The organism is Actinomyces naeslundii (assembly GCF_001956585.1).
Classification (GTDB): Bacteria; Actinomycetota; Actinomycetes; order Actinomycetales; family Actinomycetaceae; genus Actinomyces; species Actinomyces naeslundii.
This window is the reverse complement of the sequence record NZ_MSRR01000011.1, coordinates 23,420-45,699: the sequence shown is the minus strand read 5'-3', so window position 1 is coordinate 45,699 and position 22,280 is coordinate 23,420. Positions and strand designations below refer to the sequence as shown.

General features: G+C 67.8%; 17 protein-coding genes. 4 read left to right on the top strand and 13 right to left on the bottom strand.

The annotated features are described in order from the left end of the window. Positions 1 to 180: 180 nt before the first annotated feature. Complete coding sequence (locus BKH33_RS06850) at positions 181 to 453, top strand: hypothetical protein (protein ID WP_003782246.1); 273 nt, start codon at positions 181 to 183, stop codon at positions 451 to 453. Positions 454 to 939: 486 nt separating this feature from the next. Here the strand turns inward: BKH33_RS06850 and BKH33_RS06845 are convergent, their stop codons facing one another. The 11 genes from BKH33_RS06845 to iolC all read right to left on the bottom strand — a co-directional run bounded on the left by BKH33_RS06845 (position 940) and on the right by iolC (position 15,710). Then, positions 940 to 2,118: a zinc-binding dehydrogenase gene (locus BKH33_RS06845; RefSeq protein WP_050998494.1), complete on the bottom strand. Its 1,179-nt coding sequence runs from the start codon at positions 2,116 to 2,118 to the stop codon at positions 940 to 942. Positions 2,119 to 2,275: 157 nt separating this feature from the next. After that, positions 2,276 to 3,556 (bottom strand): MFS transporter, encoded by a 1,281-nt coding sequence (locus BKH33_RS06840; protein ID WP_076142662.1) that lies wholly within the window; start codon positions 3,554 to 3,556, stop codon positions 2,276 to 2,278. 234 nt (positions 3,557 to 3,790) lie between these two features. After that, positions 3,791 to 5,245, bottom strand: a complete 1,455-nt coding sequence (locus BKH33_RS06835; protein ID WP_003779293.1) for a sugar porter family MFS transporter — start codon at positions 5,243 to 5,245, stop codon at positions 3,791 to 3,793. 195 nt (positions 5,246 to 5,440) lie between these two features. Next, complete coding sequence (locus tag BKH33_RS06830) at positions 5,441 to 6,313, bottom strand: sugar phosphate isomerase/epimerase family protein (protein WP_003779286.1); 873 nt, start codon at positions 6,311 to 6,313, stop codon at positions 5,441 to 5,443. 306 nt (positions 6,314 to 6,619) lie between these two features. Continuing rightward, positions 6,620 to 7,630, bottom strand: coding sequence for a Gfo/Idh/MocA family protein (locus BKH33_RS06825; protein ID WP_003779291.1), 1,011 nt, complete (start codon positions 7,628 to 7,630; stop codon positions 6,620 to 6,622). Between the two features lie 62 nt (positions 7,631 to 7,692). Next, complete coding sequence (locus tag BKH33_RS06820) at positions 7,693 to 8,622, bottom strand: sugar phosphate isomerase/epimerase family protein (RefSeq protein WP_003779297.1); 930 nt, start codon at positions 8,620 to 8,622, stop codon at positions 7,693 to 7,695. Between the two features lie 220 nt (positions 8,623 to 8,842). Beyond that, complete coding sequence (locus tag BKH33_RS06815; protein WP_003779283.1) at positions 8,843 to 10,336, bottom strand: CoA-acylating methylmalonate-semialdehyde dehydrogenase; 1,494 nt, start codon at positions 10,334 to 10,336, stop codon at positions 8,843 to 8,845. Positions 10,337 to 10,711: 375 nt separating this feature from the next. After that, positions 10,712 to 12,619: a 3D-(3,5/4)-trihydroxycyclohexane-1,2-dione acylhydrolase (decyclizing) gene (gene iolD, locus BKH33_RS06810; RefSeq protein ID WP_076067126.1), complete on the bottom strand. Its 1,908-nt coding sequence runs from the start codon at positions 12,617 to 12,619 to the stop codon at positions 10,712 to 10,714. 54 nt (positions 12,620 to 12,673) lie between these two features. Then, on the bottom strand, positions 12,674 to 13,588 hold the full coding sequence (gene iolB / locus BKH33_RS06805; protein ID WP_003784310.1) for a 5-deoxy-glucuronate isomerase: 915 nt from the start codon (positions 13,586 to 13,588) through the stop codon (positions 12,674 to 12,676). Positions 13,589 to 13,723: 135 nt separating this feature from the next. Next, positions 13,724 to 14,656 (bottom strand): Cgl0159 family (beta/alpha)8-fold protein, encoded by a 933-nt coding sequence (locus BKH33_RS06800; protein WP_003784300.1) that lies wholly within the window; start codon positions 14,654 to 14,656, stop codon positions 13,724 to 13,726. Positions 14,657 to 14,666: 10 nt separating this feature from the next. Next, positions 14,667 to 15,710 (bottom strand): 5-dehydro-2-deoxygluconokinase, encoded by a 1,044-nt coding sequence (gene iolC, locus BKH33_RS06795; protein ID WP_003784307.1) that lies wholly within the window; start codon positions 15,708 to 15,710, stop codon positions 14,667 to 14,669. 309 nt (positions 15,711 to 16,019) lie between these two features. Between iolC and BKH33_RS06790 the strand changes: the two genes are divergently transcribed. The 3 genes from BKH33_RS06790 to iolG all read left to right on the top strand — a co-directional run bounded on the left by BKH33_RS06790 (position 16,020) and on the right by iolG (position 19,181). Then, complete coding sequence (locus BKH33_RS06790) at positions 16,020 to 16,772, top strand: GntR family transcriptional regulator (protein ID WP_043539623.1); 753 nt, start codon at positions 16,020 to 16,022, stop codon at positions 16,770 to 16,772. A 164-nt stretch (positions 16,773 to 16,936) separates the two neighbouring features. Then, positions 16,937 to 18,013, top strand: a complete 1,077-nt coding sequence (locus BKH33_RS06785; RefSeq protein WP_043539625.1) for a transaldolase family protein — start codon at positions 16,937 to 16,939, stop codon at positions 18,011 to 18,013. A 178-nt stretch (positions 18,014 to 18,191) separates the two neighbouring features. Beyond that, positions 18,192 to 19,181 (top strand): inositol 2-dehydrogenase, encoded by a 990-nt coding sequence (gene iolG, locus BKH33_RS06780; protein ID WP_076069417.1) that lies wholly within the window; start codon positions 18,192 to 18,194, stop codon positions 19,179 to 19,181. Between the two features lie 769 nt (positions 19,182 to 19,950). Here iolG and BKH33_RS06775 read toward each other — a convergent pair. Then, the gene (locus BKH33_RS06775) at positions 19,951 to 20,913 is read right to left on the bottom strand and encodes an aldose 1-epimerase family protein (protein WP_003784945.1); all 963 of its coding nucleotides are present in this window, start codon (positions 20,911 to 20,913) and stop codon (positions 19,951 to 19,953) included. A gap of 102 nt (positions 20,914 to 21,015) precedes the next feature. Continuing rightward, entirely contained in the window at positions 21,016 to 22,026 is a 1,011-nt protein-coding gene (locus BKH33_RS06770; RefSeq protein WP_100219066.1) for a LacI family DNA-binding transcriptional regulator, read from the bottom strand. Positions 22,027 to 22,280: the final 254 nt, after the last annotated feature.

Below are 22,280 nucleotides of genomic sequence, written 5' to 3'. Positions count from 1 at the left end.
CACAAGGCGCCGACGCAACACAGGTCACGATCCTTTGTCTAGACAATTAGGTGGAGCCTTCATAGAGTTCTACTCGACGGAGAAACCTCCGTCCAGCCCACGGGCTGCACGCCGTCGTGCAGGGACGCACGACTGCTGGTCAGGCGAACCTGCTCGACACACATCGAGAGGAACACTCACATGACCGCCACCACCACCGAGCGCCCCACCCAGACCGCCGAGACCACCGCCACGGCCACCACCACCCAGGCGACCACCACCAACACCCAGGCCGAGGCCAACCGCCTCACCTTCGCCGTCGCCATGATCGCCGTCATGGTCGCGGTCATGATCCTGGCCGTCGTCGGCGCCGTCACGGGCATCCCGACCATCATGTTCGCCGCCTCCGTCCTGGCCGCGATCACCATGGGCGTGGGCATCTACACCGGCATCAACCTCCTCGAGGCCCGCTGAGCGTAGAAGTCTCCAACGAGCGAGCTCGTCTGAGCTCACCACCGGGTCCGGACCACGCATCACAAGCAACACAGGCCCAGGATCCAGCCCGGCAGGGCACAGAACAACGAGGCTGCGCGGCCAAGGAAGCCCGCGCAGCCATGGCAACCCGAGGGGCACCGCACAGGCGGCGCCCCTCTTCCTCTGACTTCAGGTCCTTCTTCGCGAAACGGAAATCGCCCCTATCCGAACAAGGCGAGAACGCCCGAGATGTCCAAATCGGATACAAAGGCGGAACCCAGGCTCACACCACCGATAAGAAACCGCGTGATTCCGCGGTTCCATCAGCAGCCTGATCGAGCCACAGGTTCCTTTGTCACCGATTTGGACACGACGCGTCCTCCGCCTCGATTTCGGATCACGCATCGCGCCTCCCACTCAGAGCAGCAGGGCCCGAGCAGGAGGCGCAATCATGAGGCAGGGCGGGAGAGCTCCGGCGATGAGGGACTACAGCGCCATGTCGACGACGGCGCGCCCCTGGATCTCGCGGTTGCGCAGCGCGGTGTAGCCGGCACCGGCCTCCTCAAGCGGCAGGCGCCGCGAGACGACGTCGCGGTAGTTGATGACGCCCTTGTCGGCCAGGTCGACGACGGCCGGCAGGTCCTGGCGGGTGCGCGCACCGTAGGAGCCGAGGATCGACTGCGAGCGGCGCACAGTGCGGTTGATCTCCACTCCGGCGGTCTGCACACCGGCACCCAGACCGATCGGAACCATGCGGCCGCCATCAGCCAGGACGTCCAGGGCGGTGGTCCAGGTGGCGGGGATGCCCAGCGCCTCGAAGGAGACGTCCACGCCCTTGCCGCCGGTGAGACGGAAGACCTCCTCGCGGGCGTTCTGGGTGACGGAGTTGACCACAGCGGTGGCCCCGTAGTCGAGCATGGGGGCGAGCTTGTCGTCGTCGACGTCGATGGCGATGACCTGGCTAGCGCCGAAGGCCCGGGCGATCTGGACGATGTTGGTGCCCACACCGCCGGTGGCGACCACGGCGACGGTCTCCCCGTAGCGCAGGTCGGCGCCACGACGCACGGCCCCGTAGCCGGTCATGGCGGCGCAGCCCAGGATGGCTGCCGGCACCATGTCGATGGAGTCGGGCACGGGGGCCACGGCGGTGGAGGGGACGACGGCGTACTCGGCCAGGCCGCCCATGGAGTACATGGCCACCGGCTCACCGTCGGGGGTGGCCAGGCGGGTGGTGCCGTCGTAAAGGACGCCCTTGAGGCGGTTGAGGTCGAAGAAGGGGCCGCACAGCTCATCGCGCCCTGAGGCGCAGGCGTCGCACTGACCGCAGGGCATGAGGAAGCCCCCGGCCACCTTCTGCCCGATCTCCAGGCCGGTGTGCTCGTTGCCGGGGCCGAGCTCCACAATGGTGCCGGAGACCTCGTGACCGAGCACCGCCGGCAGCGGGAAGGCGATGGCGCCACCGATGACGTGGAGGTCGGAGTGACACAGCCCGCAGGCAGCCACCTTGATGAGAACCTCACCGCTCTTGGGCCGGGGGGTGCGCAGGGTCTCGATCTCCAGTCCGACCTCGTGGTCCCGCAGGACCGCGGCCTTCATGGTTTCAGGAATGGTCTCGGGGATGGACTCGGTTGTCTCTGAGGTCTGGACTGCCTCGTTGCTCGTCATGCTCAGTTGCCTCTCTGTCGGATGTCGACGACGTCGGGCCGTCGGGCGGCCTCCTCCGGCCACTCCCCCACCCTACGACATTTGTCCTGACAAATCATAGGTCTGAAGTCGGATTCGCGAAATCCGGTCGCAAGCCACCTTCGGACCCGTCCCGCCCTCAGACCTTGAGCTCCCGTGGCAGGCGCAGGAGCACGACGACGACGCTGGCGAATGACAGCACAAAGGCTCCCCAGTACAGGACGGACGTCCCGAGATGGATCACGACGAGCAGTGCCGCGATGAGGACACCGGCACGCGCCAGCGCCCATCCTGTCGCCGAGGCCCGCCGCTGAGCCTCGACCAGCCACGGCGGGATCCGCGGGTCGATCGCCCCCTGGCAGGCGGGCAGGACCAGTACCGACTGGCTGGCCACGAGAAACGTCAGTGAGATGGTGATCGTCCAGGCACCCGCACCTCCCCCCAGGGTCACGCCGGCGACGAGGAAGGTCGCCCCCAGGACAGCCACGACGGCGCCCAGCACCACGCGCAGGAAGCGCAGCTGCTCACCCCGGGTCACCAGTGCCAGAGCGAGGAGAGCCAGAGCCAGCCACGCCACAGCACCGACAGCGATCGCACCGGAGCCCAGACCTAGATCGGTGACGATCAGCGGGGCGAGAACCAGCGCCGCTGCTCCCAGCGGCGCCTCCTGAGCCAGGATGAGGACGGCACCGGTCAGGACGGCGGCGCGCACCTGGGGCACCCGCAGGTCAGCAGGAGTCAGGGCCTGCTGCTCGGCCAGCATCTCGGCGTCCAGGCGGGTCCAGTCGATGGCCACGGAGGCCTCCAAGGTCCCGTGCAGGCGACGCAGCGCCTCGAAGGCCTCGACGTCGCGATGCTGGCGAACGAGCCAGACCGGGCTCTCTGGCAGGCACAGGACACAGACAAGGTGGATGAGCGCGACACCGGCAAGGACTGCCCAGGCCGAGGGGATCCGAGCCGGGCTCCACCAGGCCGCCAGGACCACAAGGGCAGCGCCGGCCGGACCGAGTGCCATGGCCTGCGGCATGAGGCGCTTGTGCCCGCGCAAGGACAGCTCATGACAGACTATGGGCGCCACGACGAGTACCCCACCTGCAGCCAGGCCCACGAGCCCAGCTCCAATGAGGGCGAGTACGCCGTCGAGCCCTGCCAGGAGCCCCGCGCCAACAGCGGCCATGAGAGCCACAATCATCCCGGTTCGCCTACGACCCAGGCGCCGGGTGAGCGGCCGGGCCCCGAGGGTCCCCAGGACCATGGAGACGCCGACGACGCACACCAGGGCCAGTCCGCCGCCGCGGGCCTCCGCGACGGCGAGAGCGAGTGCCCCCTCGAGGGCCCCGAGGAACAGACCTGCCGCCCATGCGTACAGGCGGAGGCGAGCCGGGGTGGGTGGCGCGCTGCGCGGCGGATGCGGGTTCATGGACCAGTCACCGTGTACGTCATGGGCGGCAGATATGTGTAGAGATCTATTCAGTGCAGGCATCAACCGGGACTGATGCAGTAGAACGGGAACTGAGACAGTGTGTCAGAACCGGACGATCGGCTTCAATCCGATCCCCTCGGATCTGCAGAACGTCCACGTCCCAGCCGCCTCCAGGAATCCCAGGGACCGCTGGGACGCTGCTCGTGCCTGCCTCGACACGCCGGCTCCGATCTACTTGCCGTGCTTGAAGATCTCGCCACTCATGACGTCAGTCTCCAACTGCTCCAGAGTACGGCCCTTGGTCTCAGGCACGAATGCGAGGACGAAGACGAAGGCGATTGCGTTGAGAACAGCGAAGACGACGAAGGACATAGACAGCCCGATGCTCGCAATGACGCTGGCGAAGAACAGGCCCAGGAAGGAGTTGGTCATCCACAGCACGAAGACCGACAGCCCCATGCCAAAGGCACGCATCTTCAGTGGGAAGATCTCCGAGAGCGTCACCCAGGTGGCCACATTGAGGCACAGCTGCATCGACCCGACGAAGAACACGATAAGTGCGAGCAGCACGAAGGGCTTCGCATCACTCTCCGGCAGCAGGCCGGCTGCGGTGGCGATGAGCACGTGCGTGATCGCGACCAGGCCGTAGCCCCACATGAAGGTCTTACGGCGGGAGAACCGGTCCATCATCTGCAGGGCGACGATCGCGGCGATCACCGAGATAGTGGCGGGAGCGATGTTGGCAATCAGGGCCGCACCCGTGCTGAACCCGGACTCCTCCAGCACCTTCTCACCGTAGTAGAGGATGGAGTTGATGCCCGTGGTCTGCTGGAAAAAGCCGATACCGCAACCGATGAGGAGGATGCGCACCAGGTTCTTGTTGGAGAAGATCTCCGAGATCGTCATGTTGACCCGGTCTGCCTCCTCTTTGCTGGCAGCCTCGATCTCCGCCAGCTCGGGCTTGGCCCGCCCCTCAGGCCTGAGGCTGTCGAGGATCTTGAGGGCCTCCTCCTCGCGTCCCTTGTCGGCCAGCCAGCGCGGCGACTCCGGCAGTCGGGTGACCCCCAGCAGCAGGAGGAGCGCAGGGACAGCCGCCAACGCGAACATGACACGCCACACCCAGGGGTACTGCTGGCCCCAGACATTGCCGATGATGGCGTTCATGATGATGGCCAGGAGCTGACCTGTCACGATCATCATCTCATTGCGGCCAGCCAGCGAGCCGCGAATCTCGTAGGGTGCGAGCTCGGCCAGGAAGACCGGCACGACGACGGAGGCCGCACCGACAGCAAGCCCCAGGATGACACGACCGACCGCCAGCATGAGCAGGTTGGTGGCGATGACGACGATGAACACACCCACGATGAACAGGGAGGCCATAACGGTAATCGTGGCCTTACGTCCGATCCTGTCGGAAATCCGGCCACCGGTCAGGGCGCCGACTGCGCTGGCGAACAACAGTGAGCTGACCGCGATGCCGAGGCCGAAATCAGTGAGATCCAGCTGATCGGGCCGGACCATAAAACTCTGGGCACCATTAATAACGCTGGTGTCGTAGCCGAAGAGCAAACCGCCCAACGTAGCGATCAGGGCAACGACGGTCAGACGGGCGCGATAGGGGCCCGGCGTAAGTGGGGGCAGCTTGACAGCACCGCCTTGTTCAGCGGCAGTTGGGCTGTGTGACACAGTGACTCCTTTGTCGGTTCAAGAGATGGCGCCAACGCTAACGCGTTCAGCGAGCAAATGACAGGACAAATTATGCTGGACGATTCGTCCCACTTTTCGCTATTAATAAATAGAAGTGTCGGATTCAGGACTCTCAGAGGACGGGACACGAGTCGGTCGCCTCGCAGCTCACAGGGCGACCGACCCCACCAGGGCTCAGGCGCCCAGCTCCTCGGTCAGCCGGGCCAGCACTCGGCGGTTGATGTCATCGGCGTGCTCGTGCCAGCCGAAGACGCACACGGAGAGCACGCCGCCGAAGCCGATGTCGCGCAGCGTGGAGAAGACGGCGTCCCAGTCGACCTCGCCGTTGCCGATCTCGTTGTGCTGATGGACGGTGACGTCAGCGCCGGGTGGGTTGACGATGTAACGGTTGCCGTCATTGGCACGGTGGTTGAAGCCGTCGGCGATGTGGACCTCGCGCAGCTTGCCGGCCTCGTGGGCGGTGCGGATCATGCGCTCGACGTCGCCGGCACCGTCGGAGAGGTGGAAGGCGTGCGGGCAGCAGAACTCGTAGCCGATCCAGTCCTTGTTGACCGCGCGCACGAGGTTCAGGGCGGGGTCGTGCAGCTCAACGAAGTCGTAGGGGTGGGCCTCCATGTTAAGGCGGATGCCGTAGCGCTCGAAGTCGGGGATGAGCTCCTCGATCGAACGGAACCACTGCTCCTCGCTGCGACGGGCCTGGTTGCGGTCTCCGGAGAACTCCGAGGTGATCTCCCGGACGTCGATCTGGTCGGCCAGCTCGAGCAGGCGCCGCCAGTTGGACACCTGGGCGCGCCGCTCCTCCTCGTCGGGCGAGGACCAGTTGAAGACGGGGTTGAGGGTGCGCACCTTGACACCCGTCTCCTTCTGCGCCTTGTTGAGATCGGCGACGAAGGCGTCGTCAGCAGCGGGGCGGTGGTGCCAGAAGTGGAAGTCCGCGTTGGGCGAGAGCTCGACGTACTCGAAGCCCAGCTCGGCGGCCTTGTAGAGCGTGCGCACCGTGGACATGGTGCGGTAGTACATGTTCGGGTCAAGGGCGATGTCTACCAAGAAGGTCTCCTCTCAGGGGCCGACGGCCATGTCGACAACACCCATAATGTCATGACAAACCCGTCGGGGGAAGTAGTTGAGGGTGGCAGTTTTCAATCTTTTCGACGACGTCCGGGAGCTCCCCTTCCTGCCGCCGAATAGTCGTCGTCCCGGGAGGCGGGGCCGAGTGCCTCCCAGGACGAGCGAGGTGGACGGACCCCGTCGCCGTCTGCCCGGCGCGCGTGCCGGAGCGCCGGCGAACACGCAGCAATCGCAAGCACCTCGGCAGTAGCAGTGCGCCGGGAGGGACGACGACGGGGAGGCTTGTCAGGCGTAGAAGGCGGGCTTGGCGATGAGCTCGACATCGACCATCGGGGAGGACTCGTCCTCCAGCGAGGCGACCGCCGCGTCGACCACGGAGGTGGCCGCATAGCCGTCCCAGGAGGTCGAGCCGGTGTGCTCGTCGCGGGCCACGGCGTTGATCCACTCCTGCACCTCACGGTTGAAGGCGGCCTCGAAGCGGTCGATGTGCGACTGGCACATGGCGTTGCGGTCGCCGTGGATGTCGCGGATGTGGATCCTCTCCTGGTCACCCAGCCTCACTGCGGCGGTCTCCAGCACGAGCTCGCACTCGATGGAGTAGGCGTACTGCAGGTTGACGTTGACCTCGTCGTCGATACGCACGCCGGACTCGGTGTACATGACGACGACGACCGGGTCGATGAGGTGGTCGAAGCGGTGAGTGGTCGACTTGGGGCGCTCCACACGCACCTTGACGATCTCCTCACCCAGGAGCCAGCGCATCGTGTCGATCTCGTGGATCGCCGTGTCGTCGATGGCCATACGCGAGGTGTAGGACTCCGGCACGGTGGGGTTACGGTGACGGTTGTGGACCAGGAGAGCCTGGCCGTTGTCGCCGTCGTCGAGAACCTTCTTCATCTCGTTGTAGGCGGCGTCGAAACGGCGCATGAAGCCCACGGTGACGAGCTTCTTGCCGGCCTTCTGCTCGGCATCCATGATGGCGATGCAGTCCTCGGCGGTGGTGGCCAGGGGCTTCTCGCACAGGACGTACTTGCCGGCCTCGATGGCCTTGATGACGTCGGGGGCGTGGACCTTGCCGAAGGTCGCGATGAGGACGGCGTCGACGTTCGGGTCGTCGATGAGCTCATCGGCGCTGTCGTAGGCCTTGGCGCCGTAGGGCTCCGCGGCCGAGACCGCGGCCTCGTGGTTGATGTCGGCAACGGCGACGATCTCGCCGCCGGACAGGACACCCGCGATGCGGGCCAGGTGCGCGCGGCCCATGCCGCCGGCGCCGACGAGTCCGATGCGTGCAGTCATGATGTGTCTCCTCGTTGAGGTGGTGTCAGCGGTAGGTCGGCCGAATCGAGCGGCAGGAGGCCTCAGGCCAGTCCCAGACCGCACTCGGCCAGGTACGTGCGCATGTTGATGGCGTTCTGCTTGGGGAAGGAGGGGTCGCAGGGGTAACAGTCCTGCTCGCAGATCGCGTAGATCGGCTTGTCCAGGGCCGCCAGGGCATCGACGAACTCGTGCATCTCGGGCAGTCCGGCGGGTGGGCAGACCGAGGCGCCCTTGGTGACGGCCTCACCGAAGGGCCAGTCCTTCTCGTGGGCCTCGCGGGTGATGTCCTCGTCGAAGGCCTTGATGTGGACGTAGGTGATGCGCTCGGGGTACTTCCGGCACAGCTCGACGGGGTCGCCGCCGCCGTAGACGACATGCCCGGAGTCCAGGCACAGGTTGACGTAGGTCGGGTCGGTGGCGTCGAAGATGCGCGCGATCTCCTCGGGCGTCTCAATGTGGGAGTCGCCGTGGGGGTGGAGCACCATCTTGAGGCCGTACTCGTCCAGGAGCATCTGGCCCAAGGCGTTGGCGTGCTCGACGTAGAGCTTCCAGGCGTCGTCGGACAGGACGCGGTCGTCGGTCCACTCCCAGGTCTTGTCGTCGCGGTAGAGCGGAGGCAGGTGGACGATGTACTCGGCACCAACGGCGGCGTGGGTCTCAGCGATGGCTCGGAAGGTCTTGAGCGTGGTCTCCCAGGCCTCCTGCTTGTGCAGGATGCCCCAGCCGGTACCGGCCACCACTCTCATGCCGAACGCGTCGCACCACTTCTGGAGCTCCTTGGGGTCGGTCGGGAAGTAGCCGAAGGGGCCGGTCTCAATGACTTCGAAGCCGGCCTCGGCCATCTCCTCCCATGCCTGACGGGGGTCCATCTGCTTGGGGTCCTCGGGGAACCAGACACCCCACTGGTCAGGGCAGACGCCGATGGTGAGCTTGGAGTACCTGGGATCGTTGGTGTTGACGGCTTTGGACATCGTTGTCTCCTTCGCGAGGCGGTCTCCGAATCGTTTCGGACGTGACACCCACTGTACGCCCCCGCCGATCAAGAGTCTAGGTCTTTGTACTAACAAAGATGTCTGATCTCTGGTGGTCCCAACAATGCGCGGACGCACCGTAGGTCTCGCGGACTGATCCTGCGATCAGTCTTTGAGGCCTACGGTGCGTCCGCGGCGATGGATGGCGGGGCGGCCGCGCTCACTCCTCGCGCTGGAAGGACATGGTCGCGGCGTAGGTCTTCTCCGAGGGCCAGCGACTGGTGACCGCCTTGGCACGGGTGTAGAACCGCACGCCCTCGGGGCCGTGGATGTGGGTGTCGCCCAGGAGCGACTCCTTCCAGCCACCGAAGGAGTAGTAGGCCACCGGCGTCGGGATCGGTACGTTGATGCCGACCATACCGGCCTCGACGTCGAGCTCGAAGCGGCGGGCCACGCCGCCGTCGTTGGTGAAGATGGCCGCACCGTTGCCGAAGGGCGAGGAGTTGACCTGCTTGATGGCCTCCTCGTAGGTGTCGGCGTGGACGATCGCGAGCACCGGCCCGAAGACCTCCTCGGTGTAGAGCGAGGACTCCAGGGGGACGTTGTCCACGATGGTCGGGCCGAGGAAGTGGCCCTTCTCGTGACCGGGGATGACCAGCGGGCGTCCATCGAGGACGATCTCGGCGCCGCGGGACTCGGCGTCGTCGATGAGGCCGGTAATGAACTCCTTGGACTTGGCGTCGATGACCGGACCCATCTCGACACCCTCGTCCATGCCGTAGCCGACCTTGATCTTCTCGGCGTGGGCCTTGACGCGGCGAGCCAGGTCCGGACCGCAGCCGCCCACGGCTACGACGACGGGCAGGGCCATGCAGCGCTCACCGGCGGCCCCGAAGGCGGCGGCGGAGATGTGCTGGGCGGCGAAGTCCAGGTCGGAGTCGGGCATGACGATGGCGTGGTTGTTCGCCCCGCCCAGGGCCTGGACGCGCTTGCCGTGGGTGACACCGGTGTTCTGGACGATGTGGGCCACCGGGGTGGAGCCCACGAAGGAGATCGCGTCGATCCCGGGGTGCTCGAGGACCTTGGAGACCATGGTGCGGTTGCCGGAGACGACGTTGAAGACGCCGTCGGGCAGGCCGGCCTCCTTGTAGAGCTCGGCCGTCAGCAGCGCCGCCGAGGGCGTGGCCGAGGCCGGCTTGAGGATGAAGGCGTTACCGGTGGCGACAGCGATGGGGTGCATCCACATGGGCACCATGGCCGGGAAGTTGAAGGGGCAGATGCCGGCGACGACGCCGACCGGCTGGCGCAGGGTGTGGATGTCCACGCCGGTGGAGATGCCCGAGGAGAACTCGCCCTTGAGCGCCACGTTGATGGCGGTGGCGAAGTCGAGGGTCTCACGGCCGCGCTGGATCTCGCCGATGGCGTCGGAGTAGTTCTTGCCGTGCTCGGCCACGATCATCTTGGCCATCTCGTCCTGGTGGTCCAGGACCAGCTGGCGCATGCGGAACATGATCTCCGTGCGCTTGGCCAGCGAGACCTTGGCCCACTCCTTCTGGGCGCGGCGAGCGACCTCGACGGCGTGGTCGAGGTCGGCGTCGGAGGCCTGAAGCAGCTCCGCCTCAACCTCACCGGTTCCCGGGTTCTCGACGGCGAAGCGGCCGATGGGAGTGCCCTCGTACGGCTTTCCGTCGATCCAGTGCGTGATCGTTCTCATCGTTATCGACTCCTGATTGTCGGTTTCGCGGGCCCGTCCCCGCCTATGGGGTTAACCGGGCACAACCCCGACCAAGGTCTCAGTGGAGGGCCGGTCGGGCGCCCAGCGCCTTGCATGTGCCCCCAGCCTAACGTCCTACGCAGCAGATGACGTCGTTTTGTCAGAACAAAATGGGGGCGTTGACCACATCGTGATCCTTCCAGACCCCCTGCGTTCCTCGACGACGCCCCGAGGCCCCAGCCAGAAGCCCGCGTACGCGCACCAAGGCGGACGGCGGGGCCCACGGCCTTGACCGCCGTGGACCCCGCCGTCGCGGTTGGCGCAGGAGCTGCACGCCGTTCCGCGCCTACCCTGCGATCCCTCCAGGTAGTGCCCTTACAGGTAGTGACGCTGGGGCTTGCGGTCGCGCTGGTAGTCCTCGTAGGCGCGCTGGGTGGACTCCAGGGCGGAGACACCCGAGACCGGGACGTCCCACCAGCTCGACCCGGGCGGATTGGGGCCGTAGAGGTCGGTCTCGATGTGGATCATCGTGGGGCGGTCGGAGGCCTCGGCCTTGCGGTAGGCCTCCTTGAACTCCTCGATGGTGTGGACCTCGAGGACGTCCAGCCCCCAGGAGCGGGCGTTGACGGCGATGTCGACACCGTCGATGACCTGCTCATCGGCCAGGTGGCTGCCCTCGCCGCGCTGGCGGTACTTGGTGCCGAAGCGCTGGGAGCCGCGGGACTCCGAGAGCGCACCGATGGAGCAGAAGCCGTAGTTCTGCAGCAGGACGTAGATGACCTTGATGTTCTCCTGGACCACGGTGGCCAGCTCCATGGGGAGCATCTGGTAGGTGCCGTCACCCACGATGGAGACCACCTCGGCCTCTGGCCGGGCGAGCTTGACACCCATCGCGGCGGGAACCTCATAGCCCATGCAGGAGAAGGCGTACTCCACGTGGTACTGCAGCGGGCTGCGGGCCTGCCACAGGGCCTGGAGGTCGCCGGGCATGGAGCCGGCGGCGTTGATGACCACGTCCTCCTCCCCCATGAGCTCGTTGAGGGCGCCGAAGACCTCGGTCTGGGCGGGCAAGGGCCCGTGATCCAGGTGGTAGCAGCGCTCAGTGGCCTTGAGCCAGGCCTCCTTCTCGGCGGTGATCTCATCGGAGTAGGCCTGGTCGACGTGGTAGTCCGCGAGCGCCTCGGTCAGGGCGGTCAGGGCCTCACGGGCGTCGGCCACCACCATCTCCGCACTCTCCTTGGCGGCGTCGAAGGGGGTGACGTTGATGTTCACGAACTTCACGTCGGGGTTCTTGAACTGGGTCTTGGAGGCCGTGGTGAAGTCGGAGTAGCGGGTGCCCACGCCGATGATGAGATCGGCCTTGTCGGCGATGTGGTTGCCGGAGTCGCACCCGGTGGAGCCCACGCCGCCCACGGCGCTGGGGTGGTCGAAGTTGATGGCGCCCTTGCCGGCCTGGGTGTCGCCCACCGGGATGCCGGTGGCGGTGGCCAGGGCGCGCAGCTCCTCGCTGGCGCCGGCGTAGATGGTGCCTCCGCCGGCGATGATGAGGGGGCGCTTGGCGGCCTTGATGAGGGCGACGGCGCGCTCCAGCGCAGCGGGCTCGGGCACCGGGCGGCGCACGTGCCACACGCGCTTGCGGAAGAACTCCACGGGCCAGTCGAAGACCTCGGCCTGGACGTCCTGGGGCATGGCGACGGTGACCGCGCCGGTCTCGGCGGGGTCGGTGAGCACGCGCATGGCGTTCAGCAGCGAGGGGATGAGCTGCTCGGGCCGGTTGATGCGGTCGAAGAAGCGCGAGACGGGCCGGAAGGCGTCGTTGACGCTGACGTCCAGGCTGGTGGGGTCCTCGAGCTGCTGAAGCACGGGGTCGGGGACGCGGGTGGCGAACTGGTCGGAGGGGAACAGCAGCACCGGCAGGCGGTTGGTGGTGGCCAGGGCGGCGCCGGTGACCATGTTGAGGGAGCCCGGGCCGATGGAGGCCGTGCACATGTAGGTCTGGAGACGGTTGGTGGTCTTGGCGAAGGCGGCTGCCGCGTGCACCTGTCCCTGCTCGTTGCGGGGCATGATGTAGGGCATCTCCTGCTCGCCGTCGGCGCGGGCGATCTCGTTCTGCAGGAGGGCCTGGCCGATGCCGGCCACGTTGCCGTGGCCGAAGATGCCGAAGGCACCGGCGATGAGGCGCTGCTCGACGCCGTCGCGCTCGGAGTACTGGTTGGACAGGAAACGGATGGTGGCCTGGGCGACCGTCAGGCGGATCGTGCCGGCGTAGGCTTCGTTGCTCATCGTGGTTCTTCTCTGCTCTTCTCAGGTGGTGGGTGCGGTCGAAAGACGGGTCGGCTAGTCGTTCATGGGGGTCATGGGCAGGCGCGGGTCGACCTCCTGCCCCTCCCAGGTCTGGCGCACCCAGGTGTGGTGGGGGTCGTCGGTCATGAGCCACACCGAGTCCTCGGCGGGGCCGGCCATGACGTTGAGGTAGTAGAGGTCGTAGCCGGGGGCGGCCACGGAGGGCCCGTGGTACCCGTAGGGCATGACGACGACGTCGCCGCCGCGGACCTCGGTGCACACGTCGATGTCGTGCCCGGGTGAGGGGTAGATGCGCTGGAGCGCGAAGCCCTCGGCGTCACCCTCGCCGGAGCGGACCTCGTAGTAGTAGATCTCCTCCAGGACCCGCTCGACCTCGGAGTGCTCGTCGTGCTTGTGGGGCGGGTAGGAGGACCAGTTGCCCCCGGGGGTGAGGACCTCGCAGGCCAGCAGGTGGGAGGTCTCGACGTCATTGCCCAGGGCGTAGTTGTTGACCTGACGCGAGGAGGGTCCGGCGCCGCGCAGGCCGGTGCCGACCTCGGAGCGCGGGCAGTAGCGCAGCGGCTTGTCGGCGGTGGCCTTGGAACCGGGCAGGGCGATGCGGGCGCCGCCGGCGCTGGTGAGGGTCACCTCGGTGCGGCGGGGGACGTAGACGTAGTCGGTGATGTCGGTGAAGACCGACTCGCGTCCGGCCACCTCGAAGCGCTCTCCGCCGGCCTGGACGGCGCAGCCCCCGGACAGGGGCAGGACGAGGTACTCGTGCTCGCCGGCGGGAACGGTCAGGCTGCTGCCGGGGGCGAGCGCCAACACTCGCAGGGAGGACCACTCCCAGCCGGCCCTGTCGGGGGTGAGGTCGAGCTCGTAGCTGTCGTGGGCGAGGTCGCCGGCGCGGATGACGTAGCGGGACTGGCCCGACGTCTCGGGCTGGGCGGGGCGGTCGGTGTGACCCATGGTGTGCTCCTTTAGCTCCTGGGTGGTACTCGTGCGGATTGTCTCGTATCTGTGGTCCGGTCGGGGCCGATTGACGGTGGTCGCGGTGGCTGCGGCGACTACGGGCCGGGGCGGCGGCCCGTGTGTGTCAGGCGCTCACAGCAGGGCGACGGCGGCGTCGACGGCGGCCTCGACGTCGTCGTTGCGGGGGTAGAGCAGGGAGCGGCCCACGACCAGGCCCCTGACGCCCGGCAGCTCGAGGGCCGCGGCCCAGGAGGCCCGAGTGGCCTCGGGGTCGGCGGAGACCTCGCCGCCCAGGATGAGGCTGGGCAGGGATGTGGAGGCCATGACCCGCCGCATCGAGGCGGGCTCACTCACGCAGGGCAGCTTGAGCCAGGTGTGTGCCGAGCTGCGCCCCAGCGCCTGAGCGATGCAGATGGAGCGGATGACCGCCTCCTCGCTGAGGTCGTTGACGATACGGTCGTCCTCCCAGCGGGAGATGAAGGGCTCGATCATGGCGTTCAGCCCGCGCTCGGACAGGGAGTCGATGGCCTCAGCACTGGACTTCAGGGTGGAGGCGCTGCCGGGGTCGGCGTAGTTGATGCGGGTGAGCATCTTGCCGCCGTCAAGGTGCGAGGCCTCGATCCCCTCGACGTCGTAGGCGCCGAAACGGTCGTCCATCTCGAAGGAGGCGCCCTGGAGACCGATCCGGTTCATCGAGCCCCAGACGAGCTTGCCGTCCAGGGCTCCCAGGAGAGCCAGGTCCTCGATGATCTCGGCGGTTCCGAGGAAGCCGTTGACGCCGGGACGGGACAGTGCCGCCACGCAGCGCTGAAGGAGGTCCTCACGGTCGGCCATCGCCAGGGGCCGCTCGCCGGCACCCAGGGCCCCGCGGGCGGGGTGGTCACAGGCGATGACCATGAGGCGCCCGGCCCCGGCCAGGCCGGCGCGGGGGCGCTGGGCCAGCACCCGTCCGATACGGCCGGGGTCGGTGGCCCGGATCTCGGTGACGGCATCCGTCAGTGGCCTGGGACCACCGCCGGAGGCCGTACCGGAGACGGAGGGGGTGGAGGTGGGGGTCGTGCTCATCAGTGTCTCCTCACAGGTCCGTCAGACCCGGGGCGACCTCGTCGCGGCGGGCGCGCATGAGCTCGAGAAGCTCGGGCTCGGTGGGCATGGCAGTGGAGCACTCCAGGCGCGAGGAGACGATGGCTCCGGCGGTGGAGGCCGCGAAGATGGTCTTCTCCAGCGACCAGCCCGACAGCAGGCCGTGACAGATGGCCCCACCGAAGGCGTCTCCGGCACCCAGGCCGTTCTTCGTGGTCACCGAGGTCACGGGCATCTCCACCCGCTCGTCTCGGGTCTTGGCCAGCGTCCCCTCCAGACCCTGCTTGACGATGGCCAGCTCGACACCGGCCTCCAGGAGGGCGTCGGCTGCGCGCTCGGGCTCGCTCTCGCCGACGGCGACCTCGCACTCCTCACGGTTACCGATGGCGACGGTGACCTTGGGCAGGATCTTGGAGACCTCCCGGTGGGCCGTCTCCTTGTCCTTCCAGAACATGGGGCGGTAGTCGAGGTCGGCGATCGTGAAGCGCTTCCGGTCACGGGCTCCCAGGGCCGCGTGGTGGGATGAGCGCGAGGGCTCCTTGCTCAGTCCGGTCACCGAGATCCAGAAGATGGAGGCGTCACGAATGGCATCGAGCGGCAGGTCCTCCCAGGTCAGCTCCAGGTCCGGGGCCGAGGGCTCGCGGTAGAAGTAGAGGGGGAAGTCATCCGGCGGGAAGATCTCGCAGAAGGTGACCGGGGTGTTGTAGGCGGCCTTGGTGACGACATGGCGATCGTCGACTCCCAGACGGCGCATCTCTGTGTGCACGAAGCGCCCGAAGGGATCGTTGCCCACGCCGGTGACGACGGCAGATCTGTGCCCGTAGCGGGCGGCGGCCACGGCCACGTTGGTGGGACTGCCTCCAAGGAACTTACCGAAGCTCTCCACGTCCTCCAGGCCGACGCCGACCTGAAGCGGGTAGATGTCGATGCCGCAACGTCCAATGGTCAGGACGTCAAGCGGCTTCTGGTCCTCGGACCGCGTCTCGGGCACAGCCGCCCCGGTCGTCTCGCTGGTTGCAGTCGTTGCTGTCGTCACGGTGATCGCGTCTCCACATCCTTGGGGCCCGCAGGACTCCAGGAGTGGGGCCTGCGCCGGGCGTCATTGCGAAGCCTGCCTCACAGTCAGGCGCCAGGTCAAGCATTTGTTAGAACATTTGGCATCAGACGATCGTGCGGTCAACCCGAGCTCGCCGACCGCGCGGGACCCGCCTCAACAGGCACGACGGCGATGGCGACACCTGCCGCCACTGCCGCCATTGCGGTCGCCATGACGACGGTACGTGACATCGGAGTGAGCCATCCGTATGCTCAAGGCATTATCACGTCTGACGCACAGGCTCATCTCATGCCCGATTCAACACTCCCTTTCGCCCTCGACATCACGATTGACCGCGACTCCAAGACCCCACTGCACACACAAATTTCTGAGCCTTTGGCCTCTCTGATCCTTGACGGCACCCTGCCGGCCGGCACCCGGCTCGAGGACGAGCTCTCCATGGCCAAGCGGCTGGAGGTCTCCCGTCCCACGGCACGCCAGGCCCTGCAGCACCTGGTGGACCGCGGCCTGGTCAAGCGCCGTCGGGGTGTGGGCACGATCGTCTCCCCCATGCACGTCCACCGGCCGATGCAGCTGACCAGCCTCCTGGCGGACCTCTCCGCGGCCGGCCACGCCACCTCCACCACCGTGCTGGACTACACCGAGCACGAGGCCGACGCCGAGGCCGCCGAGCACCTCGAGGTCGAGGAGGGCACCGCCGTCGTGTCCTGCACCCGCATCCGCTGCGCCGACGGGGAGCCGATCGCCGTCCTGTCCAACCTCATGCCGGCCTCCATGGCCCCCACCCGCGAGGAGCTGGAGAAAGGCGGCCTCTACGACCTCCTGCGCACTCAGGACATCATCCCCACCACCGCCAAGCAGGTCATCGGCGCCCGCAACGCCACCACCCGCGAGGCCGAGCAGCTCCACGAGCGTCGCCGCGCCGCCCTGCTGACCGCCACCCGCATCACCTACGACCAGTCGGGACGCGTCATCGAGTACGGCCAGCACATCTACCGCGCCTCGCGCTACACCTTCGAGACCTCCCTGTTCTCGAGCTAACCCTCCCGCCGGCAGCGGCACCGGCGGCGGAGCCGTCACCACTCCCAGGAATCTTTGTCCTGACAATTGTTGACAGACAGCGCCGGACACACTTCAATAGGGGCTACCGGACCGCGGCTGCAAGGACGCCTACGCGGATGAACCCGAAAGAGAGCACAGAACCGATGAGCATCGAATACACCCCTGGACCCCTTCTCGACGCCGCCCGCAACACGCCCACCGCACTGTGGAACGACTCGGCCGACCCCGACGAGCTGCGCCAGTCCATCTCCTTCGGCGGCGTGGGCGCCACCTGCAACCCCACCATCGCCTACACCTGCATCAACCAGCGCAAGGACGTCTGGCTCCCCCGTATCGCCGAGCTCGCCGAGGAGATGCCCGAGGCCACCGAGTCCGAGATCGGCTGGCAGGTCGTGCGCGAGATGAGCATCGAGGCGGCCAAGCTGCTCGAGCCCATCTTCGAGGAGCACAAGGGGCGCAACGGCCGTCTGTCCATGCAGACCGACCCGCGCCTGGCCCGTAGCGCCAAGGCCCTGGCCGACCAGGCCGAGGAGTTCTCGAACCTGGCCAAGAACATCATCGTCAAGATCCCCGCCACCTCGGTGGGCGTCAAGGCCATCGAGGACGCCACCTACCGGGGCGTGTCGGTCAACGTGACAGTCTCCTTCTCGGTGCCCCAGGCCGTGGCCACCGGTGAGGCCATCGAGCGCGGCCTCAAGCGCCGCGAGGCCGAAGGCAAGGACGTCTCCACCATGGGCCCGGTCGTCACCCTTATGGGCGGCCGCCTGGACGACTGGCTCAAGATCGTGGCCAAGCGGGACAAGCTCTTCCTCGACCCCGGCCACCTGGAGTGGGGCGGCGTGGCCGCTCTCAAGCGCGCCTACCAGGAGTTCCAGGCCCGTGGCCTGCGCGCCCGCGTGCTGTCGGCCGCCTTCCGCAACGTGCTGCAGTGGTCCGAGCTGGTGGGCGGCGACCTGGTCGTCTCCCCGCCCTTCGCCTGGCAGAAGCTCATCAACGACTCCGGTTACAAGGTCGTCGAGCGCATCGACGAGCCCGTCGCCCCCGAGATCATGGAGACGCTCCTGTCCATCCCCGAGTTCGTGCGCGCCTATGAGCCCGACGGCATGACGCCCGAGGAGTTCGACTCCTTCGGCGCCACCCGTCGCACCCTGCGCGGCTTCCTCCAGGCCGACGCCGACCTCGACGCTCTGGTGCGCGACGTCATCATGCCCCAGCCCTGATCGATCCGGTTGGGTCCGTCCGGGTCTCGGTGGGGGCCCGGACGGCCGCAGGCGGCACCCGCCGCACCGGGTGGGTCGACGACGCGCTCAGACACGTTCCGCGCCGTCGACCCGCCCTCCCCCCCCACCACCACACACCATCACCTACGCACGTATCTCTCACGCAGAAGGAGCAAGGATGCTCTCCATCGCCGTCATCGGCGCCGGCCGCATCGGCCACGTCCACGCCAAGACCATCGCCGCCCACCCTCAGGCCGAGCTCGCACTGGTCTGCGACCCCTTCGAGGACGCCGCAGAGAAGCTCGCCGCCACCTACGGCGCCCGGTCCTGCAAGGACGCCGAGGAGGTCTTCGCCGACCCCGAGATCAACGCCGTCATCGTCGGCTCACCCACGCCGCTGCACATCCCCCACCTGCTGGCGGCCGCCAAGGCGGGCAAGGCGGTGCTGTGCGAGAAGCCGATCGCCCTGGACATGAAGGACGTCGAGGCCGCCCAGGCCGAGCTCGACGCCGTCACGGTCCCCGTCATGTTCGGCTTCAACCGCCGCTTCGACCCCAGCTTCGCCGCCGCCCGCGCTGCGGTCGAGGCCGGCAGGATCGGCGACATCGAGCAGCTGACCATCATCAGCCGTGACCCGGCGGCCCCGCCGGCGGAGTACATCAAGGTCTCCGGCGGCATCTTCCGGGACATGACGATCCACGACTTCGACACCGCCCGCTTCTTCCTGGGCGAGATCGAGGAGGTCTACGCCGCCGGCCAGAACCTCGACCCGGCGCTGAAGGACACCGGCGACTTCGATGCCGCCGTCGTCACCCTCAAGGCCACCTCGGGCGCCGTGGCCACCATTATCAACAACCGCCACTGCTCCTCCGGCTACGACCAGCGCCTCGAGGCCTCGGGACGCGAGGGCGCCCTGTTCGCCGAGAACATCCGCGCCACCACGGTGCGCCTGTCCAACGGCGAGGTCACCGACGCCCAGGAGCCCTACCTCGACTTCTTCCTGGAGCGCTACGCCGACGCCTACCGCATCGAGCTGAGCGCCTTCATCGAGGCCGTTGAGTCCGGCACCACGCCTCCCACCAGCATCGGCGACGCCATCGCCGCCCTGCGCCTGGCCGAGGCCGCCACGGAGTCGGCCCACTCCGGTCAGCCGGTGCGCCTGAACTGACACCCGGGCGAAGCACGCCCCTGGTAGACGCCGGTGGGCGTCGTCGAGCAGTCCAGCTTGACGACGCCCACCGTGCGTTTCCAGCACCTGCGGGACCTTGCGGGCTCAGCAGGCCGCTGTGTTGTCTTATGACTTCTGAGAGTTCGGATGTCATGACGTCTCAAGACACCGGTGGGGCCGGTTTCCCAGGCGCGAGAGCCGCTGCTCGCTCCGCTGGCAGGGTGCGGTCGCCCAGGTGGCTTCCGGCGTCGCCTGGACGCAATGCACGAGGGTGGGGTGCTACCGGAGGAGGTTCGTGTGTACTCGACGTAGGTCGGGCTTTCGTGCAGTACGCACAACCCCTGGCCAGTAGATCCCCGCCCTCGTGGAGTAGGCCGTCCCGGGAGCGGAGGACGGGCCGGGCAGCGTTGCGTCGGTGCCACCGGGACCCGGGACAGGGGCCAGGTGGGGCGGATGGGGCAGAGGTGCCCGACCCTCACCACCAAGACCCCGTGGAGTCGCTCCCGCCAGCGGCCCGGTGTCCACTCAGCGGACATCAACGGGCCGGGCGTCGATGCTCACAGCGGGGATCGTTGGAATTCTGCGATTGTTCGTCGGGATTCGACGTCGGTGCGGAGTTGATGTCCGCGCCATGGGCACCGACGACCCACGGGCTCTCCTTCATCGACCCGCCGTCGCCTCCAGGGCAGCCGCCCCACCCCGGATTCCCGCCCGAGCGAGCGTCTCAGAAGTGAGGAGACAAGACAGGCTCGGCAGGCGGATTGCGTTCTCAGTCCTCCTCGTGCAGGCGGTAGGTGAAGGAGTGGGACTGCCCCACCGCCAGGGCGACAAGGCCCTCTCCACTGTTGAAGGCGTTGGGCGGGCAGGTCATGGGCTCGATGGCCACGCCGGGGCGGCCGAGCTCATCGGCGGTGTAGGCCTGCACCCAGGGCACGTCCGAGCTCATGACGACGGCTCGGTTCCCCTGCCCGCCGCGCAGGCTCACCTGCCAGGTGCCCTCGGGCAGGGCGGTGTAGGCGTTATCCGTCCGGGTGGCGCCGACGAGCCGGCCGCCCCGCCAGTCCCAGTCGGTGCCCTCCACACTGCGACGGTGCGTGGGAGCCATGCGCTCGTCGACGTCGAGGACCTCTCCGGCGGGGATGGTCAGAACGCAGTCGTCCAAGGGCACCGAGCGCGTCAGGTAGGGGTGGCAGGAGACGCCGTAGGGGGCGGGACCGAGCTCGCCGTCGACCTCGGGGGCTCCGGGAACCGGCGGGACGGGCCTGGCCGCACCGACGTTGGTGGCGGTCACCGTGATGCTCAGTCCGCGCTCGGCGCCGAGCCGGAAGCAGGCGCTGACCTCCAGGCTCCAGGGGTAGCCGTAGGAGGCGAGCAGGCTCAGCTCGAGAACGACCTGGCTGCGTGGAGCGCCGTCGTCGGGGCCGGAGGGGTCATCGTCGACGACCTGCCAGTCCATCCAGCCGGCCAGGCCGTGAAGGGCGGAGCCGCTGGCCGGCTCGTTGCAGGCCACGAGGAACTCGGTACCGCCGTAGTCGTAGCGGGCGCCGGCGATGCGGTTGGCCCACGGCAACAGGGTCTTGCCCTGCCAGCCCGCGGGCAGCGTGGCCTCGGCGTCGAAGGGCATGATGAGGTCGCGTCCCTGCCTGCGCAGGTGGACGAGCATGGCGCCTGACGTGGCGATGCGCGCCTCATAGTCGCCGGCGACCAGGTCGATGAGTTCTCCGTTGATCATGGTTCCTGTCCCAGTGTGCGGGGGCATGCACCCCTCGGTCCTGACATCCAGGTCATCACCGTACGCCACATACCGCGTAGCGCACGGGCACTGTTCCGACGTTCATGCGGCGCGGGCCGTCGTGTCGCGAACAACGAGCTCGGGTACCACCCGGTAGAGGTGCCCGCCCAGACGCCGGTCCGCACCGGCGACCCCCACCGGGATCTGGCCGCCATGGTCGGGGTGCATACGGGCCAGCAGCGCCCGCACTGCTACCTCGGCGATGAGGCCGGCGTTTTGGCGCACCGTGGTCAGGGAGAAGGCCGTGGCCGCCGTCACCGGAATGCCGTCATAGCCGGTGACTGCCACGTCCTGCGGGACGCGCACGCCTTGGCGGCGCAACTCCATGAGGGCCCCGACAGCGCAGTGGTCGTTGAAGCACAGCAGGGCCTCGGGCAGCTCACCGGACTCAATGAGGTGCTGGACCGCTCTGGCACCACTGTCCTCATCGCCTCCTCCGGGCACCACCTGGGCGCTGTCCGCCAGCCCGCGCTGCTCCATGGCCTGGCCGAAGCGCTCGACCCGCCGCCTCGCGGCGGTCTCCGCCCCACCGTCCACGTGGGTGATGCGGCGCCGCCCAGTGCCTATGAGGTGATCGACGAGCAGCTGGATGCCGACGTCGTCGCGGGAGTGGATCTCATCGACGTCACTCAGCTCGGTGCTGCTGCCGATGAGCACCGCCGGGGTGCGGTCCACGATGTGAGCCAGGGCGTCCATGGAGATGTCGGGGTCGATGAGGATGATGCCTTCGCAGCGCTCCAGCAGCAGGGAGCGCAGCCCATCGGCCACGCCGCGGTGCGGGGTGGAGGTGGCCAGGACCAGCGCGTGCCCCAGAGTGGAGGCCGCTTGGAAGAGCCCGTCCACGATGAGCCCTTGGTAGGCCTGCCCGATGGCGAAGCTGGCCCCGATGAGCCCGGTGTGGCTACGGCGCAGGAACTGGGCGCGCGGGTCCGCCTGATAACCGAGCTCGGCGGCGATGCGCAGGATCTCCTCGCGGGTCTTCTCGGCGACGCCGTCGGAGCCGTTGAGTGCCGCCGAGACGGTGGAGATGGAACGGCCGGCGTGCTCGGCCACGGTCCTGATCGTGACCCGGCCATCGCGTCCTCGAGGTCCTTGCACCGCAGACGCCTTCCTTTCCACACCGTTGTGCCTACAGATCCCGCACGTTGCGCGAGACCCGGCACCCGACCTCGGGCACCGTTCGCCCCATCCTATCCGACGACGCCATTTCAGCAGGTAGATGGCCACTCGTAGGCCCGCAATCAGCCCGCCCGGACCGCACCCGCGATACGGTCGAGCAGCACGCACCCCGCACCGGCAGGCGGATG